The sequence below is a fragment of the Micromonospora sp. NPDC048063 genome (assembly GCF_043202855.1).
Classification (GTDB): Bacteria; Actinomycetota; Actinomycetes; order Mycobacteriales; family Micromonosporaceae; genus Micromonospora.
The window spans coordinates 262,593-279,688 of the sequence record NZ_JBIDBG010000008.1 but is presented as its reverse complement, the minus strand read 5'-3'; the positions used below and the strand labels follow the sequence as shown (position 1 = coordinate 279,688).

General features: G+C 73.5%; 17 protein-coding genes and 1 tRNA gene. 10 read left to right on the top strand and 8 right to left on the bottom strand.

What is annotated here, in order from left to right:
- Positions 1–60 precede the first annotated feature (60 nt).
- From ACGFZ2_RS21450 to ACGFZ2_RS21435, 4 genes are read left to right on the top strand one after another with little or no spacing between them, the layout of a single operon-like run.
- Positions 61–645 (top strand): sigma-70 family RNA polymerase sigma factor, encoded by a 585-nt coding sequence (locus tag ACGFZ2_RS21450; protein ID WP_393456131.1) that lies wholly within the window; start codon positions 61–63, stop codon positions 643–645.
- Positions 646–688: 43 nt separating this feature from the next.
- Positions 689–1,213 carry a MauE/DoxX family redox-associated membrane protein gene (locus ACGFZ2_RS21445; RefSeq protein WP_393259124.1) on the top strand — a complete coding sequence of 175 codons (525 nt, stop codon included), beginning with the start codon at positions 689–691 and terminating at the stop codon, positions 1,211–1,213.
- On the top strand, positions 1,206–1,922 hold the full coding sequence (locus ACGFZ2_RS21440; RefSeq protein ID WP_393259122.1) for a DsbA family protein: 717 nt from the start codon (positions 1,206–1,208) through the stop codon (positions 1,920–1,922). Before ACGFZ2_RS21445 ends, ACGFZ2_RS21440 begins: the two co-directional genes overlap by 8 nt.
- Positions 1,919–3,019 carry a hypothetical protein gene (locus tag ACGFZ2_RS21435; RefSeq protein ID WP_393456128.1) on the top strand — a complete coding sequence of 367 codons (1,101 nt, stop codon included), beginning with the start codon at positions 1,919–1,921 and terminating at the stop codon, positions 3,017–3,019. Before ACGFZ2_RS21440 ends, ACGFZ2_RS21435 begins: the two co-directional genes overlap by 4 nt.
- A gap of 111 nt (positions 3,020–3,130) precedes the next feature.
- Here the strand turns inward: ACGFZ2_RS21435 and ACGFZ2_RS21430 are convergent, their stop codons facing one another.
- The 4 genes from ACGFZ2_RS21430 to ACGFZ2_RS21415 are packed head-to-tail and all read right to left on the bottom strand — an operon-like array spanning position 3,131 to position 5,795.
- The gene (locus ACGFZ2_RS21430; protein WP_393456125.1) at positions 3,131–3,901 is read right to left on the bottom strand and encodes an energy-coupling factor ABC transporter ATP-binding protein; all 771 of its coding nucleotides are present in this window, start codon (positions 3,899–3,901) and stop codon (positions 3,131–3,133) included.
- A complete protein-coding gene (cbiQ, locus tag ACGFZ2_RS21425; RefSeq protein ID WP_393456122.1) occupies positions 3,898–4,668 on the bottom strand; it encodes a cobalt ECF transporter T component CbiQ in 771 nt (256 codons plus the stop codon). The genes ACGFZ2_RS21430 and cbiQ overlap by 4 nt, the downstream gene beginning before the upstream one ends.
- Before the next feature lie 6 nt (positions 4,669–4,674).
- Positions 4,675–5,082 carry a PDGLE domain-containing protein gene (locus ACGFZ2_RS21420; RefSeq protein ID WP_393259117.1) on the bottom strand — a complete coding sequence of 136 codons (408 nt, stop codon included), beginning with the start codon at positions 5,080–5,082 and terminating at the stop codon, positions 4,675–4,677.
- The gene (locus tag ACGFZ2_RS21415; protein ID WP_393456119.1) at positions 5,079–5,795 is read right to left on the bottom strand and encodes an energy-coupling factor ABC transporter permease; all 717 of its coding nucleotides are present in this window, start codon (positions 5,793–5,795) and stop codon (positions 5,079–5,081) included. The genes ACGFZ2_RS21420 and ACGFZ2_RS21415 overlap by 4 nt, the downstream gene beginning before the upstream one ends.
- 247 nt (positions 5,796–6,042) lie before the next feature.
- Between ACGFZ2_RS21415 and bcp the strand changes: the two genes are divergently transcribed.
- The 3 genes from bcp (at position 6,043) to ACGFZ2_RS21400 (ending at position 7,336) form a co-directional block, all read left to right on the top strand.
- A complete protein-coding gene (gene bcp / locus ACGFZ2_RS21410) occupies positions 6,043–6,519 on the top strand; it encodes a thioredoxin-dependent thiol peroxidase (RefSeq protein ID WP_350676747.1) in 477 nt (158 codons plus the stop codon).
- A gap of 100 nt (positions 6,520–6,619) precedes the next feature.
- Positions 6,620–6,702: transfer RNA gene (locus ACGFZ2_RS21405), tRNA-Leu, on the top strand.
- 94 nt (positions 6,703–6,796) lie between these two features.
- Complete coding sequence (locus ACGFZ2_RS21400; protein WP_393259113.1) at positions 6,797–7,336, top strand: GNAT family N-acetyltransferase; 540 nt, start codon at positions 6,797–6,799, stop codon at positions 7,334–7,336.
- Between the two features lie 43 nt (positions 7,337–7,379).
- Here ACGFZ2_RS21400 and ACGFZ2_RS21395 read toward each other — a convergent pair whose 3' ends face one another.
- Complete coding sequence (locus ACGFZ2_RS21395) at positions 7,380–8,213, bottom strand: class I SAM-dependent methyltransferase (protein WP_393259111.1); 834 nt, start codon at positions 8,211–8,213, stop codon at positions 7,380–7,382.
- Positions 8,214–8,332: 119 nt separating this feature from the next.
- Between ACGFZ2_RS21395 and ACGFZ2_RS21390 the strand changes: the two genes are divergently transcribed.
- From ACGFZ2_RS21390 to ACGFZ2_RS21380, 3 genes are all read left to right on the top strand, one after another.
- Entirely contained in the window at positions 8,333–9,415 is a 1,083-nt protein-coding gene (locus ACGFZ2_RS21390; protein ID WP_393456116.1) for an LCP family protein, read from the top strand.
- A 128-nt stretch (positions 9,416–9,543) separates the two neighbouring features.
- Positions 9,544–11,061: a sugar transferase gene (locus ACGFZ2_RS21385; RefSeq protein WP_393456113.1), complete on the top strand. Its 1,518-nt coding sequence runs from the start codon at positions 9,544–9,546 to the stop codon at positions 11,059–11,061.
- Positions 11,062–11,152: 91 nt separating this feature from the next.
- Complete coding sequence (locus ACGFZ2_RS21380; protein ID WP_393456110.1) at positions 11,153–12,526, top strand: glycosyl hydrolase family 28-related protein; 1,374 nt, start codon at positions 11,153–11,155, stop codon at positions 12,524–12,526.
- 18 nt (positions 12,527–12,544) lie between these two features.
- On the opposite strand, the gene ACGFZ2_RS21375 is transcribed toward ACGFZ2_RS21380, so the two are convergent.
- Genes ACGFZ2_RS21375 through ACGFZ2_RS21365 form a run of 3 tightly spaced genes read right to left on the bottom strand, consistent with a single transcriptional unit; the run spans position 12,545 to position 17,094 of the window.
- Positions 12,545–13,786 (bottom strand): hypothetical protein, encoded by a 1,242-nt coding sequence (locus ACGFZ2_RS21375; protein WP_393456107.1) that lies wholly within the window; start codon positions 13,784–13,786, stop codon positions 12,545–12,547.
- 3 nt (positions 13,787–13,789) lie between these two features.
- Entirely contained in the window at positions 13,790–15,919 is a 2,130-nt protein-coding gene (locus ACGFZ2_RS21370) for a hypothetical protein (protein ID WP_393456104.1), read from the bottom strand.
- Positions 15,916–17,094 (bottom strand): glycosyltransferase, encoded by a 1,179-nt coding sequence (locus ACGFZ2_RS21365; protein ID WP_393456101.1) that lies wholly within the window; start codon positions 17,092–17,094, stop codon positions 15,916–15,918. The genes ACGFZ2_RS21370 and ACGFZ2_RS21365 overlap by 4 nt, the downstream gene beginning before the upstream one ends.
- Positions 17,095–17,096 lie beyond the last annotated feature (2 nt).

Here is a 17,096-nt window from a genome sequence, read left to right as displayed (position 1 = left end):
GGCCATGGAAGGGCCGAAGGACCCTGCCCCCTCCTGCCGTGCCGCGTAACCTGGGTTGTCGTGATCCCCGCCCCGCGCGACACCTCCGCCGTCGGTCCCACCGACGCCGCCGCCGTGCGCGAGTCGGCGACGGGGTGGGCGCTGGCCGCCCGCGACGGGGATCCCGTCGCCCAGGCCGCCTTCGTCCGGCTCACCCAGGCCGAGGTGTGGCGCTTCGCCGCCGCGCTGGTCGACCCGGACAGCGCCGACGACCTGACGCAGGAGACCTACCTGCGGGCGTTCCGGGGGCTGCCGGCCTTCGAGGGGCGGTCCAGCGCGCGGACCTGGCTGCTCGGCATCGCCCGGCGGGCCTGCGCCGACCACCTGCGCACGGTCGTGCGTCGCCGGCGGCTCGACGAACGGCTCGCGGCCGACGCGGGAGCCGACCGGGCGCACCCCGACCCCGCCGGCCAGCTCGGCGCCGCCGACCTGGTCCGCCGGCTCTCCGCCGAGCGGCGCGGGGCGTTCGTGCTCACCCAGCTGCTCGGCCTGTCGTACGCCGAGGCCGCCGCCGTGGAGGGGGTGCCGGTGGGCACCATCCGCTCCCGGGTGGCCCGGGCCCGCAACGACCTCGTCGAGGCGGTCGGCGACGCCCTCGCCGGATGAGCGGGAACGTGGCCGGGAACTTCCGCGACGGACGCGACGTCCAATGATCGTGACCGCCCCCCGCACTCCGGCCGCCCGCTGGCCGGCCGTCCGTCCCTGGCTCGGTGTGGCCGCCCGGCTGGGCCTGGCCGCCGTCTGGCTGATCGCCGGCGGCAGCAAGGTCGGTGACCTGGCCGCCTCCGGACGCGCCGTCAACGCGTACCAGGTCATGCCGTACGACGCCGCCACGGTGGTCGGCGCGGCGCTGCCCTTCGTGGAACTGGCGCTGGGCGTGCTACTGCTCCTCGGGCTGGCCACCCGGCTGAGCGCCGCGATCTCCGCGGCGCTGCTGGTGGTCTTCGTCGCCGGCATCGCCTCGGCCTGGAGCCGGGGCCTGGCGATCGACTGCGGCTGCTTCGGCAGCGGCGGCCAACTCGCCGAGGGGCAGGCGCCGAGCTACCTCCCGGAGATCCTCCGGGACCTGGGATTCCTGGCACTGGCCGGGTTCCTGCTGATCTGGCCCCGCACGCCCGTCTCCGTGGACGGCTGGCTGACGGGGGACGCACCCGTGGAGGACGAGAATGAGTAGTCGCAAGGGGCAGAAGGTCGCCGCGCGGGTGGTCCGCGAACAGCTCGCCCGGGAGCAGCGGCGCAAGCGGACGCTCTGGGTCTCCGTGGCCGCCGTCGCCGTCCTGGTGATCGCCGGCCTCATCGGCTGGAGCGTCTACTCCAGCCAGCGCTCCGACGACTTCACCCCGCCGACCGGCGCGAACGAGGCCGGCACCGGCGTCGTCGCCGGCTCGGGCCCGGTCACGGTGGACATCTACGAGGACTTCCTCTGCCCGGCCTGCAAGCAGTTCGAGCAGGTCAGCGGCCCGACGATCGACCAGCTCATCAGCGAGGGCAAGGTCCGGGTCGTCTACCACCCGGTGGCCTACCTCAACCGATTCTCCACCACCCAGTACTCGACCCGCTCCTCGGCGGCCTCCGGCTGCGCGGCGGAGGGCGGCCGGTACCGGGAGTACGCCAAGGCACTGTTCGACCGGCAGCCGCCGGAGGGCGGCGCCGGGCTCAGCGACGACGAGCTGGTGGACATCGCGGCGGGCGCCGGCATCGACCGGGACGGGTTCGCCTCCTGCCTGCGGGAGGGCACCTTCAAGCCGTGGACGGAGCACGTGACCGACGAGGCCAGCAAGGCCGGCATCACCGGTACCCCGACCATCGTGGTCGACGGCCAGGAGGTCGCCGACCGCAGCCCGGAGGGGATCAAGGCGGCGGTGGAGGCGGCCGGCAAGTGATCCGTGACCTGCTGGCCCGCGCCGGCCTGGTGCTCGCCGCCGCGCTGGCCGCGACGCTCGCGCTCGCCGGGCCGGCGGCCGCGCACGGGGCGGACGCCCCCGACGGCACGGACTACCGCACCGAGGTGACGGCGGTCACCCCGGCGCGGGCCGGGCTGAGCGTACGGGTGGTGGAGGCGGGTGCCCGGCTGGAGCTGACCAACACCGGCGACCACGCCGTCGAGGTGGTCGGCTACTCCGGCGAGCCGTACCTGCGGGTGGGTCCCGACGGGGTGTACGAGAACGTCCGCTCCCCCGCGACGTACCTGAACCGGACCATCGCCGGGGACACCCGGCTGCCGGCCGAGGCGGACCCGGCCGCGCCGCCGGACTGGCGGCGGGTCGACGACTCGTCCACGGTGCGCTGGCACGACCAGCGGGTGCTCTGGCGCGAGTCGGCGCCGCCGCCGCAGGTGCGGGCCGCCGCAGACCGGGAGCACCGGGTGCGGGACTGGGTGGTGCCGCTGCGCGCCGGTGACGAGCCGATGGAGATCCGCGGCACCCTGGACTGGGTGCCGCCGCCGGACGCGTACGCCTGGTGGGTGGTCGCCACGGTCGGGCTGCTCGCGGTGGGCGCGCTGGGGCTGCTGCCGGCCGGGTCGGCGCCGGGCGCGCGGGCGCTGGCCGGGCTCGGCGGGCTGCTGGTGCTCGGCGGGGTGGCCGCGGTGGCGTTCACCGTGGGCCGGGAGTTCGATGCCGGGGCGCGGGGCGTCGGCGGCCTGCTGACCGGCCTGCTCGGCGGGCAGGTGTGGGCGCTGCTGACCGGGCTCGGCGCGATCGCCGCCGGGGTGTACGCGCTGGCCCGACGGCCGGCCGCCGACTTCGCGCTGGCGCTGGCCGGCGCCTGCCTGGCGCTCTTCGCCGGGGTGGCGAACGCCGCGGTCTTCGCCCGCGCCGTCGCCCCCGTCCCGTGGCCGGCGACGGCGGCCCGGATCCTGGTCGCCGTAGTCCTGATCGCGGGCGTCGGCGCTGCGGCGGCCGGCGCCCTCCGCCTCCACGCCACCTCCCGCCGCCCCTCTCCCTCTCCCACCCCCGCCCCCACGGCGCCCCGCCCCTGACACCTCCGCGATCTTGCATTTTCGGCCCTCCACATGAGAGGAAAGCCCCTTTTGCCGGGGCGGCAAGTGCAAGATCGCCGAGGGGCTCGACGCCGGAGGACGGGGTGGGGGTCAGTGGGGGGTGCGGGCCGTCGGGGTGAAGCCGTACGGGAGCTCCAGGCGGTGACGGGACAGGAGGTCCTGGTCGGCCAGGAGGTCCGGCGTCGCACCGTCGGCGACGATCCGGCCGGCGTCCAGGATCACCGAGCGGGCGCAGAGTTCCAGGGCGTACGGCAGGTCGTGGGTCACCATGAGCAGCGTCACCGGCAGCCCGCGCAGGATCTCGGCCAGCTCGCGGCGGGCCGCCGGGTCGAGGTTCGACGACGGCTCGTCGAGGACCAGGATCTCCGGGTGCATGGCGAGCACGGTGGCCACCGCCACCCGGCGCCGCTGCCCGAAGGAGAGGTGGTGCGGCGCGCGGTCCCGGTGTGCGCCCATCCCGACCGCGGCGAGCGCCTCGTCCACCCGGGCGGCCAGCTCCGCCCCGCGTAACCCCAGGTTGGCCGGCCCGAACGCCACGTCCTCGGCGACCGTGGGCAGGAAGAGCTGGTCGTCCGGGTCCTGGAAGACGATCCCCACCCGGCGGCGCACCTCGGCCAGCGTGGCCCGGTCCTGGCTGACGGTCAGGCCGCCGACGCTCACGCTCCCCTCGGTCGGGGTGAGGATGCCGTTGAGGTGCAGCACCAGGGTGGTCTTCCCGGCACCGTTGGGGCCGAGCAGCGCCACCCGGTCGCCGCGCGGCACGGTCAGGTCCACCCCGTGCAGGGCGACGTGCCCGTCCGGGTACGCGTACCGGACGCCACGGACGTCCAGCGAGACAGCGGTCTGCACGTCTCCGATCATGTCAGCACGACGGCGGTGGCGGCGATGGTGGCCGCCAGGACCGGCACGGTGGCCGCGACCAGCCACTGCCCGGCCGTCGCCGCGCCCGCGCCCTGCCACACCGCCGGCATCCGGCCGGCGTAGCCGCGCGACAGCATCGCCAGGTAGACCCGCTCGCCGCGTTCGAACGCGCGCAGGAAGAGCGCGCCGATGCCGGCGGCGAAGCCGCGCAGCTGCCACAGGAAGCGCGGGTCGTCGCCGCGGGAGACCCGGGCCACCCGCATCCGGCGGGCCTCGCCGACCAGCACGTCGAGGTAGCGCAGCATGAACGTGGCGATCTGGGTGAGGATCTGCGGGCAGCGCAGCCGGTCCAGGCCGACGATCAGGTCGCGGGTCGTCGTGGTCGCGGCCAGCAGGAGCGACGCGAGCACCCCGAGGGTGCCCTTCGCGACGATGTTCCAGGCCCCGAGCAGCCCGTCGGACGACAGGCTGAGGCCGAGCACGTCGACGCGCTCGCCGGCGCCGAGGAACGGCAGGGCGACGGCGAAGAGCACGAACGGCAGCTCGATCAATGACCGGCCGAGCAGCCAGCCCGGGCCGACCCGGGCCAGCGCGGCGACCACCGCGACCAGCAGGGCGTACCCGCCGAAGGCCCAGAACGCCTCGCGCGGGGTGGCCACCACGGCGAGGGTGAAGACCACCATCGCCGCGATCTTGGCCTCGGGCGGGAGGCGGTGCACCGGCGAGGTGCCCTCCCGGTACAGCACGTGCGCGTGCCCGGCGCCCATCCCCGGCTAGCCCCGGCCCGTCGCGCCGGTGCTGGCGCGCTCGCCGTCGACCGCCTCGCGGTCGGCCGCCTGGCCGTCTCGCGGGCCGCGGCGGCGGACCAGCCAGAAGGCCCCGCCGGCCACGGCGAAGGTGAGCAGCACGCCGAGGACGCCGGACAGGCCGGTGGAGAGGAAGTCGTTGTCGATCCCCGCGATGCCGTAGTCGGCCAGCGGGCCGCCGATCTCGTGTTCCTTCTCCTGCTGCGCCGGGCAACTGCCGCCGGTGATGTTGTCGTCGGCGTCGAACGTGCAGCCCTCGCGCAGCGACGAGTCCAGCCCGTCGGGGTGCGACGAGGCGAAGTTGCTCACCACCCCGGCGAGCAGCAGGGCCACCAGCAGCCCGCCGACGAGGAACCCCCAGGAACGCTTCCTCACCGGACACCTCCGACGGCCGGGACGGTGGGCGCGGACGCGGGCCGCAGCCCGCGCAGCGCGTAGACGAGGTCGGGCCGGACCTTGGCGACGGTGACCACCGTGGTCGCGGTGATCAGGCCCTCGCCGATGCCGATCAGCAGGTGGGCGCCGGCCATCGTGCCGGCCAGGCCGCCCAGGTTGCCGCCCAGGTCGGTGGTGCCGCCGAGCCAGTACTGGAACACGAAGCCCATCGACGCGACCACCACGCTGACCAGGGCGGAGACGAAGGCGGTCACGCCGAGGCCGGTCGGGGTCCGGGGCAGCACCCGCAGCAGCAGCGCGATCAGCAGGTACGCGGCGGCGGTGCCGAGCACCGCCATGTTGGTGATGTTGAGCCCGAGCATCGCGACGCCCCCGTCGCCGAAGACGAGCGCCTGCACGACGAGCACCACGGCCACGCAGAGCGCGCCGACCCACGGGCCGACCAGCATCGCGGCGAGCGCGCCGCCGAGCAGGTGGCCGCTGACGCCGGCGGTGAAGATCGGGAAGTTGAGCATCTGCACAGCGAAGATGAAGGCCGCGACGAGACCCGCCATCGGCGCCAGCCGGTCGTCCAGGTCGCGCCGGCCGCGCAGGACGCCGAGGGTCATCGCGGCCACCGCGACGGCCGCGAAGACCGCGGCGACGGGACCGTCGATGATCCCGTTCGAGATGTGCATCGCCAGCGTTTCCACACGACCTCCCACGCGTCGGCGGCCCGTCCGCGCCCCGCGGGGGTCAGCGTATTTCCCGTACATCGCTGTTGCCAATATCTGGCAACAGCACATGGCATCGATCACCGTCCGCCGCACGGACGCCGGGCCGGCGCGCACCGGACGCCGGGCCGGTGCCGATGCCGGCGCGCACCGGACGCCGGGCCGGTGCCGATGCCGGCGCGTCGCCCGGGGCCGGCGGGCCGGCGCCGGCGGTAGGGTCGTGGCCATGACCGCGCCCGACCGCCTCTCCCCCGGTGACCCCGCGCCCGACTTCCGCCTGCCCACCGACACCGGCGAGACGCTCTCGCTGGCCGACCTGCGCGGCCGCAAGGTCGTGCTGTACGCCTACCCGGCGGCCATGACGCCCGGCTGCACCAAGCAGGCCTGCGACTTCCGCGACTCGCTCGCCTCGCTCCAGGCGGCCGGCTACGAGGTCGTCGGCATCTCGCCGGACAAACCGGAGAAGCTGGCGAAGTTCCGCGAGCGCGACGCCATCACCTTCCCGCTGGTCGCCGACACCGACAAGTCGGTGCTGACCGCGTACGGCGCGTACGGCGAGAAGCAGTCGTACGGCCGGACGGTGACCGGCGTGATCCGCTCGACCTTCGTGATCGACGCCGACGGGAAGATCGAGCGCGCGCTCTACAACGTCAAGGCGACGGGCCACGTCGCCAAGCTGCGCCGCGACCTCGGGCTCGACTGAGGCCGGCCGCCCTCGACCGGTCGCGGGACCCGTCTCGCCGCCCGGCCGGCGAGACGGGCTCGGCACCGTCGTGACCCGACGCTCTAGACTCAGCGGGTCGGCGGGAGTGGCGTAACGGCAGCCGCGGTAGGTTTAGGTCCTATTGTCCGAAAGGACGTGGGGGTTCGAATCCCCCCTCCCGCACCTTCGGGGTCCACCCCGCCCGTGCCACCGGCTGCGCTGTCGGACGCGTCACGATCGCGGGTCGGCGCGGACCCCGCGCGGTCAGGATTGGCCGGTGACCCTGCGCTTCGTCCTCGACCCCGAACTGACCCCCGAGTTGCGCGAGGCGATCGTCGCGCTCTGGGTCGACGTCACCAACGCCGGCGGGGCGGTCGGCTTCGTGCCGCCGGTCACCGCCGCCGACGTCCGGCGCACCGCGGACCCGACGTTCACCGGCATCGCCGAGGGCCCGGACCGCCTCCTGCTCGGGTACGCGGGCGACCGCCTCGTCGCGGCGCTGATCTTCTGCGACAACCGGTTCAACCTGAAGGCGCACTGGTGCGTACTGAAGCGGGTGATGGTCCACCCGGACACCCAGGGCCACGGGTACGGCCTGACGCTGATGCGCGAGGCCGAGCGCCTCGGCCGCGAGCTGGGCCGGGAGGCGCTGCACGTGACGGTCCGGGACGGGCTGGGGCTGGACCGCTTCTACCGGCGGCTCGGTTACCGGGAGGTCGGGCGCCTGCCCGGCGCGCTGCGGGTCGCGCCCGGCGACGACCGCGACGAGATCCTCATGTGGCTCGACCTGACCGCCCCGCACGCGCCCGCGCGCTGACCGACCGCCCCGCGCGCCGAGCCGACGGCTCAGCCGCGCCCGGTCACCATGCCACGCCGATGCCGTCCCCCGGGTACCAGTGGTTGGCCGGGGTCTCCCGGTAGGCGAGGAACTTCCGGCCGGTGCGCTCGGCGTGCTCGGCGAGGACGTTGGTGGCGGTCACGTTGTCGGTGAGCAGGACCGCGCCCGGCGCGAGCTTGCCCTCGACCGCCTCGAACTCGCGCTTCTCGTGGGCCCGGCTGTGGTCGCTGTCGTGCAGGAAGAGGTCGACCGGCCGGTCCAGCGCGGCGATGGAGGCGATGGAGTCGCCGATCACCAGGTCGACCACCTCGGACCAGGGCGCGGTCCGGGCGAGGTAGCCGGCCTCGGGGTTGATGTCCAGCGAGGTGACCCGGCCGGGGTGCCCGTCGGCGGCGTTGCGCAGCAGCGCGGCGGCCAGGACGCAACTGCCGAGCCCCTTGTCGACGCCGGTCTCCACGACGTGCTGCGGTCGTGTGGCGCGGACGATCGCGTACCAGCCGATCCGGCGGGCATAGCGGACGTGCCGGTCGGCGAGGCCCCGGCGGGCCGCGCCGGCGGTGGCGGACTCGATGTGCCGGCGCAGCACGTCGTCCGACTCGATCTCGCCGAAGTACGCGCGGACCTGCTTGACGGGCACGTCGCAGACCACGCTGACGAACCAGGCGAGGTGGTGCCGGCTCAGCTTGGTCAGGTCGTACGTGTAGTTGTGGTGCTCCCGGGAGGTGACCAGCCACCGGGCCGACGTGCGCAGCACCTTGGCGTCGTGGCGGGCGACCCGGGCCAGGCGCTTGGGGAAGGCGGCGACGGGGGCGAAGGGAGTGCGGGCGATGGCTCGCCGGAGCTTCGTTGCGTCCACGAGAGGGTTCTACCAGGCGAAGGGAAACAGGCGCTCGTCGAAGTTTCGGTCATGAGGCCGACTCAGCCAGGCCCGGACGGGGGTACGCGGGCCGGAACCGGAATAAGTAGCATCACGCCATGCCACATCGCCAGTCGTACGCGGAGCCCGAGACCCCGTTTCTCGACCTCCCCTCAGCACCGGAGTCGACGGGCAAGCGCCGCCGGCGGCGGCCGCGGTGGCAGCGGGTCACCCTGATCACCTTCCTGGTGTTGGCGGTGCTCGGCGGCGGCGGCGTAATCGCGGGCGGGCTCTACCTGCGCTCCGTCGAATCCGGCATCGATCGGGTCGACGCCTTCACCGACGTGCCGGAAGCGGAACGCCCGCAGGTGGCGCCGGCTGCCCGCGGCGCGATGAACATCCTCATCCTTGGCAGCGACTCGCGGGACCCGGAGAACAGTTCCGGCTCGCGCACGGACACGATCATCCTGGCGCACCTGCCGAAGGACCGGTCGAGCGCGCAGCTCATCTCGATTCCGAGGGACACCTGGGTGAGCGTGCCGCGGGCGAAGGACGGTCGGAACGGCGGGCGCGACGCGAAGATCAATGCGGCGTTCGCATGGGGTGGTGTTCCGTTGATGGTGCAAACCCTGGAGAAGTTCACCAGCATCCGGATCGACCACGTCGCGATGGTGGACTTCGCCGGCTTCAAGGAGATCGTGGACGCCCTCGGCGGCATCGAGATCACCATCGATCGGGGCTTCACCTCGACGCACTCGCTGAACGCGGACAGCCGGCGGACGTTCCACGCCGGCCGGCAGACCATCGACGGCGCTGCCGCGCTGGACTACGCCCGCGAGCGTTACGCCTTCGCTGACGGCGACTTCTCGCGGATCCGCCACCAGCAGCAGGTGATCAAGGCGATTCTGGACAAGGCGTCGTCCGGGGGCGTGCTGGCCAACCCCGGGAAGCTCAACTCCTTCATCAAGGCCACCGCGGACTCCGTCTCCGTGGACAAGTCGCTGTCCATCCTCGACCTGGCGATGGAGCTACGCCACCTCCGCAGCGGCAACCTGCACTTCTACACCTGCCCCACGAAGGGCACCGGCCGGATCGGCTCCGAGAGCGTGGTGCTGGCCGACAAGGCGAAGGTCCCCGCCTTCTTCGACGCGGTCCGTAGCGACAAGGTCGACGAACTCACCCACATCGCCCAACCGTCCTGACCAACCGGAATCGTCCGTCCGGGCCTTCCGGCCCCTGCCTGGCCGGCCGTATCCTGCACTGCGCCTCGGCGGCTTCAGCGCGCCGCCCCGGCACCACGGGGGAGGACATGGAGATGTCGGGTCATTCGGTGACGACACAGCGTGTCGTCGGCATGCCCGCGCCGGAGCGCGTGCCGCACGACGTCGCACCGGAAGCCGGCCGGTCGGACGACGGCGCGGATCCCGGCGCCACCGCGGGGCATCCGGACCGCGGGGACGACTTCCCCGGGCTGGACACCACCACCGTCCTGCCGTACGCCAGTTCCCGCGCGTCCAAGCGGACCCGGCCTCTGCGGGCGTGGATGGTGACGGCACCCCTGGACGTCGCCGCGCTGCTGACACCGTTGCTGCTCAGCGACCGCCACTGGCGGGGGACGCTGTGCATGGCCGTCCTCACGGTCGCGCTCTTCGCGGTGGGCGGCCTCTACCGGGCCCGGCGACACCTGAGCATCCTCGACGAGCTGCCCGGCCTCACCGGGCGGTTGCTCGCAGCAGCGTCGGCCGTGGCGATCGTCGCCGCGATGCGCAGCGACTCCGCCGCGCACGTCGGGAGCTTCCTGCGGGGCGTGCTGCTGTCCGCGGCCCTGGTCCTGGTGGGGCGGGCGGTGACGCGCACCCTTGTCGTCATGGCGCGCCGCCGGCGGTGGGTGGAGCACAATGCGATCGTGATCGGCAGCGGGCCGATCGGCGTGGAACTGGCACGCCTGCTTCGCCGCTATCCGCAGTACGGTCTCCGGTTCGTGGGCTGCGTCGACAGCAAGCCGGACCCCAGCGGCAGACTGCCGATCCTGGGCAGCCTCGGTGACCTCGAACAGCTGGTTCGTCTGCTGCACACTGACGTGCTGATCCTCGCCGACCCGGCCTGCGCGGAGTCGACCCTGATGGACATCCTGCGGCAGCCCAGGAGCGCGAGCTGCGACCTGTGGGCCGTGCCGCGGTTGTGGGGCTCCCGCTCCTCGCACGCCGGAAACCCGGATCACATCGGCGCGATCCCGATCGTCAAGATCGGCGACACCACCCTCTCCGGTCCTCGCTGGGCACTCAAGCGGGCGTTCGACCTGGTCTTCGCGACCGTCGCGCTCGTCGTGCTGAGCCCGGTCATGCTGCTCTGCGCCATCGCCGTGTTCATCGAGGGCGGTCGGGGCATCTTCTTCTACCAGGAGCGGATAGGCCGGCACGGTCGTCCCTTCAACGTCATCAAGTTCCGCTCCATGCGGCCCGTCAACCAGCACGAGTCGCAGACCAACTGGTCGATCGCCCACGACCGGCGGGTCGGTCCGGTCGGGCGGGTGCTGCGCCGGACGTCGCTGGACGAGCTTCCCCAGCTGTGGAACATCGTGCGCGGCGAGATGAGCGTGGTGGGGCCGCGGCCCGAGCGGCCGTACTTCGTGGAGAAGTTCTCGGCCGAGTACCCGACCTACGCGATGCGGCACCGCGTCCCCGTCGGCCTCACCGGGCTCGCCCAGGTCAGCGGCCTACGCGGTGACACTCCGATCTCGGACCGGGCGCGCTTCGACAACTACTACATCGAGAACTGGTCCCCCTGGCTGGACGTCAAGGTGCTGCTGCGCACCGTCGCGGAGGTGTTCCGGGGCGGCGGACGCTGACCTTCGCGACGCTACCAGCCGGCCACCGCATGTCCGGCCGCTCGCCCCGACGTGGGATCATCGTCCGTCCACGTGTCTCGGGGAGGATGCCATGGCCGACGAGGGCAGCGCACGGCCGCACGCCGCGGTAACGCGACGGACCGCCCTGCTGAGGGGCGGCGCGGTCGCCGCAGGGCTGGGCACCGCCGCGCTCGGCGGTGCCGCCGCTGCGAGCGGCATCTCGTCCGGCGACGGCGCCGTGATCGACGTCCGGGACCACGGCGCCACGGGTGACGGTGCCACCGACGACACCGCCGCGCTCCAGGCGGCCCTGGACGCGGTGGGCACCCGGGGCGGGATCGTCCTCCTGCCGCCCGGGGTGTACGTGACCCGCCGGTTGATCCTGCGCTCCCGGGTGCACCTGCGGGGTGCGGGTGGCGACTCGTCGGTGCTGAGACTGCGGGCCGGCGCCAACTCGGCGATCCTCGAATCGGAGGGCTTCGAGCGGCTGACCGGGACCCGGTCCGACGCCGGCATCAGCCTGTTCAGCGTGCGCGACCTCACCCTCGACGGCAACAAGGGGCAGAACCCGGAGGGCGGCTACGGGCTGCGGATCTACGGGTACGGCTACGAGCTGACGGAAGTGATCGCCCACAACTGCCGCAACGACGGCATCGTCAGCGAGTGGGGACCGACCGCCGCGCTGCCCGCGCCGTCACACCAGATGGAGGCCCGGCTGTCCGCCGTACGGAGCCACGGCAACGACGGTCACGGCGTCAACTTCCAGGGTCCGCACGACTCGATGTTCCTCAACTGCGTGACATTCGAGAACGCGGGTGTGGGCTTCCGCATCGCGGGTGACGCGATGGGCACCCAGATGGTGAACTGTCACGGCTGGGGCATCCGGCAGGACGTCTCGTTCGACCTGGCGGCCACGAGCGTCGGCTGCGTGAACTGCTACGCCGACCTCAACGGCGGCGTGGGGGTCCGCATCTCCCGCAACGACTGCCGATGGATCGGCGGGTACATCCTCGGCTACAACCAGTCGCATCCGAACCCCGAGATCGGCGTGCAGTTCCTGCCCGGCACGCAGCCGGAGGAGCCGTCCGGCTGCCTCGTCGAGAGCAAGATCGTCAACTGTGGCACGGCCGCCGTCGACTTCGGTGCCGACCGGGGCCGTTCGTCGGTCCGGGTCAGCCTGTCCCAACCGGGCGCGCTGGCGGAGGACGGCCGGCGGATCCCCGGCACCGGACGCGGCTGGATCGGCAAGCCGGCCCCCACCACCGAGGTGGAGATCACACAGGGACTGGGGGATCCGGAGAAGAACCTGGTGGTCCGACCTGCGTTCGACCTGCGGGCGCAGGCGACGCCCGACCGCCCGACGGACGGGAACGTCCGCCTGTTCGCCCGCGAGGCCGGCGGCCGGACCCAGCTGTGCGCGCTCTTCCCGAACGGCACGGTGCAGGTGATGGCCAGCGAGCCGTGACGCTGCGGCGGCGGTGCCTCAGGCCGGTGCCGCCGTGACCGACGACGTCCGCGACTCGGGCACCACCTCGACTGCCTCCGGCCCGGCTTCGTCGGACGGGGTGGACCGCATCCGCACCAGAAACCACGCCCCGACCAGCGCCTCGCAGACCACGAGCTGGATCACCAGGTCGGAGAAGTCGGTGGCCCAAACCAGCGCCACGGCCACGCCGCCGAACGCGATGGCCCGGGACCCGACGGCGGAGACGAGGTACCGCCGCGGCCGGGCCCGGATCATGTGCCGTACCGACGTCCAGGTCGACACCGTGAGCAGCAGTTTGTACGCGCAGTATCCGGCGAGCGCAGCGGCGCCGACTGCGGCGAGGTCGGCGGCGAGCAGCCCGCGGACCCACTCGCTGCCGACGACCACCGCGGTCACGACCAGCCAGGTTACTAGCGTGAGGCCCCGGGTCGCGGTCACCCACCGGGCACGCCGGCCGGCCACGATGTCCTCGCGGGTGCTCGCCGAGAGCACCACGTGGAACGGACCGAACGCCAGGTCGAGCGCCCGCAGCACCACCACCGCCGTCTGCCCGGCCACCGCACCCGCCACCGCGGGAAGGGCCACGGTGTACGAGAGGTCTACCAGCGCCGCGACGCAGTACACCGCGCCGACCGAGAGGCTCGCCCGCGCCCCCGGCCGGACCCGGCCCGCAGAGCCGGTGCGTGGGCGCAACAGCACCCAGGTCAGCACCAGGAACTGCGCCGGCAGCGCGGCGACGTCGACGCGTACCTCCGAGGCGACGAACGCCGTCCCACCCAGCAGCGTCCCGATGGCCGTGAGCTGGGGAAGGAGGTTGGCGCGCGCCGTTCCTCGGGTACGCGCGCACGCCCAGAACAACGCCTCCACGGGCAGTTGCAGGAGCACCGGTGCGATCACGAACAGGCGGTCGGTGAGGCTGCTGTCCGGCAGCGCGACGGAGACCGCCGTGAAGGCCACCAGGCCCACCGGCAGCATGGTCAACGCCGCGACCCGCTTGGCCCAGCTCTCGACGTTCCAGGCCGCCGGCACCACGCCGGCCGACAACGGCCGGCCGACCAGCGCTTCCATCAACGCGTACGGGATGGCGAGCAGGGTGCCCTGGAGGGCGACCAGGGCCAGCCGGTCACCGTCGGCCCAGGAGGCGAGCAGGAACAGCGAGATGCTGGACAGGCGGGTGAACGCCTGCACGGACACCTGTGACCGCTGCAGTCGCGCCGCCGTCGAGGTGAGAACGCGCACAGATCACCGCCTTCCGGGGTGTTCGGGGGGCCCGGACGCCGGGCGGGCCGGCGGAAGGACATCGGTCTCGTCGTCGAGGGGCGGCGGGATGGCTCGGTGCCGGCGCGGCTGCTCGACACGTGGCCGCCGCGGTTCCGCATCCGACGACGGCCAGTGCGATTCCTCGGCCCGACGCCAGCGTGGGTCCGCCGGAGGACGCCGATGCCGTTCGGCCGGCCCGTACGCCTCGGTGCCCGAGAGCCGCCCCGGCTGCTCCGCCGGGTTCGGGTACGGGTCGGCAACCGGGGGCCGGTACGGCTCCTGGGGCGAAGGCCCGTACGGCCGATTGGCGGAGCGCCGATGCGGCGGCTCGGCCGGCGGACGGCGCGACTCCGCAACCGGTTGCCACTGCGGCTGCTCCACCGGATGCCCGGACGGCTCACCGGCCGAACGCCGACGCGGCCGGTCAGGCGACGAACGGCCCGGTTCGGCAGGCGGCGACCAGGTCGCTTCCTCGCCTCCCTGCCAGCGAGGTTCCTGGGCCGGGCGCCGTTGCGGCCCAGCCGGGGGCCCGTACGGCCGAGCAGGGCCGGGCGGTTGCGCCGGAGGGGCAGGGGGCGGCGTCACTGGCGACCCCGGCGGGGAACCGGGCCAGGAGGGCTGAGCAGCGGCCGGGCGTGACGGAGGAACCCGGGGCATCACGACCGTCGGTGCATCCGTCGGGGATTGCCTCGTTTGCAGCACCACCGTCTCGGCGTCGATCTGCCCGACGACGCCCGGCTCCGAGCGGGACTGCGGCTCCTTGTCGGCGTCGAGGAAGCGACCGTGGGCCACGAAGATGGCCAGGCCCATCATCGCGCCCAAGTACTCCCAGGCCTCGACCACGAGACACGCGGCGGAGAGACCGGCCAGGACGGCCACGTGGAGCACCGCCGACGGACGCGTCGCGCCGCGGCGCCACAGCCAGAAGAACAGATAGCCGACGGCGGCGAGGAGCACGACCATCATCGGCAGCCCGTACTGGAGGGCCACGCTGACGAAGTAGTTGTCCACGAAGATCTGTTCGCCACCGGCGACACGGGAGACGGTGGCCGCGCCCGCCGCACCGATCCCCCGGCCCCACAGCGGCAGGTCCCCGCCGAGCAGATCGGACCAGATCTCGAAGCGCTGGAAGAGGCTGCGGGCCCCGGTGGCACCCACCACCACGAAACCCGCCAGGACGCAGACGATGACGCCCAGGCCGACCAGCCGGGCACGGCGTCTGGCGGCGGCGCTGCCGGACCGGTTGGCCACGGCGGCCGCAACCACTCCGGCCACCACGAGCAGGGCGCCGGAACGGCTGGTGCTGAGTGCCAGGCACACCACGGCGCAGACCGCGCCGAGATGCCATGACCAGCGGGTGGGCCGGCCCCCCGGAGCCAACCACAGCGTCACGTAACCGAGCAGATACGCGCCGGCGAGGATGCCCAGCTCCGCGTTGAACTCGGTGAGACCCGGGGCCCGGAACGTGTCGCCGATGTAGCGGACGTTCCGCCCCTCTTCAAACCCCCACGCGACAAGCTGGGCCGGTCCGATGATCAGCTCGGCCACCGTGGCCGCCGCGTTCGCGATCATGAGCCAGGCCGCGACGGTCACCATGCGGACGACGTCGGGCCGGGGAAGCGCCGTCATGACCAGCAGCAGGAACAGCGGCATCACCGTCAGACGAAGCCCGGCTACGGTCTGCGCCGGGCCGTGGTGCGCCACGCCGATGAGGCTCCACACGCCGAGGACGACCAACACCACTACGCCAGCGATGAGCTGTTCGTTGCTCCAACGACCGCGCACCGCCGCACGCAGGGCGTGCACGCCGGTCACTGCGGCGGCGGAGAGCCCGAGCGCGTATTCCCGGCCGCCGAAGGCATCCCCGACCAGGCCCTCCACCCCGGCGAAGCGCAGCCCCAGCGGCGCATTCAGCACGACGAACACGTATGCCAGGCCCGGCACCGGGCGGACGGCGAGGAAGCCGAACGCGGCGAGGAACGCCGGCAGCAGGGGTGGAAGCCCGACGACGGCGCACGCCGCGACGGCCACCGGGAGTGCGACCGCGGCGGCGATCAGAAGCCGCCGATCGCGCCGCCGGCTCGGGGCCGCGGAGCGAGCGCCGGACGTCATCGTCGGGTCGCTCCGGCGGGTTGACGGGTCGCGCCGTGGCGCCCACGGACGGCGGTGTAGGCGTCGACCACCGCGTCGACGTGCCGGTCCCAGTCCAGTTCACGTCCGTCCGCGGCGGCGGACGCGGCGATCGGGGCGTACTCGGAGCGGGACATGCCGGCCGCGTGGCGCAGCAGCGCCGCGAGGTCCGCCGTGGTGTCGAAGACCCGCACCGACGTGTCCGACGCCATCGGCGGCCGGGCCACGGAGCTGGTGACGATCGGGCGGCCCGCCCGCAGCGCCTCCACGCACGAGATGGGGAAGTTCTCGGCCCACTGGCTGGGGAACACCAGCCAACCCGCGCGGCCCATCGCCGCTTCCTTGCCCGCCGAGTCGAGGAAGCCCAGGTAGTGCAGCCCCGGCAGCTGCCGGGCCGCCTCCTCGACGGCCGCCCGCCGCGGCCCGTCGCCGCCGACGAGCAGGGTGGCGTTCGTCTCCCCGGCGACGCGACGCCACGCGTCGAGCAGCAGGTCGATGCCCTTGTGCTCGCTCAACGCACCGAGGAACAGGAACACCGTCGGGTCGCCGGCCGGCCACGTCACCGGCGCATCGGCAGCCGGAACCGCCAGCGGTACGACGATCCCGTCGAGCCGGTGACCGGCCGGCACGTGACGCTGGGCGATGTCCCTCGTCCGCGCCGCCGGCCACAGCATCGAGACCTCGCGCATTCGCCGGACCAGCCAGGCGGACCGCAGCCCGAGGAGTCGGTTCCCCATCGCCGACCGGCCGTGGTTGGCGAGGCTGTTGTTCGGGTCGCAGAGGGCATAGTCGTGGACGGTGTGGCAGGTCGGCCAGGTGCGCGCGACCCGCGCCACCGGCAGCGCGCCGAGGCCCTGCCAGTTGTGGACGTGCACCACGTCGGGCGCGAACGCACTCAGCGTGTCGACGTTCAGACCGGTCGGGTCGAACAGGTCACCGAGGTGGGTCAGGGCCTTGCCCGCGCGCGTACCGGGCTGGCCCAGCCGGGCGGCGAGCCGGGGCGCGACCGGCGCGTCGTCGGGCAGGCTGTGCGGCGAGGGGCGGCTGAAGACCCGTACCTCGTGGCCGCGCTGTCGCAGCGAGTTGGAGAGGTCCCGGACGTACTGTTCCGCGCCGCCGCGGATCGCGAACGACGAGTGGACCATGGCGATCCGCACGA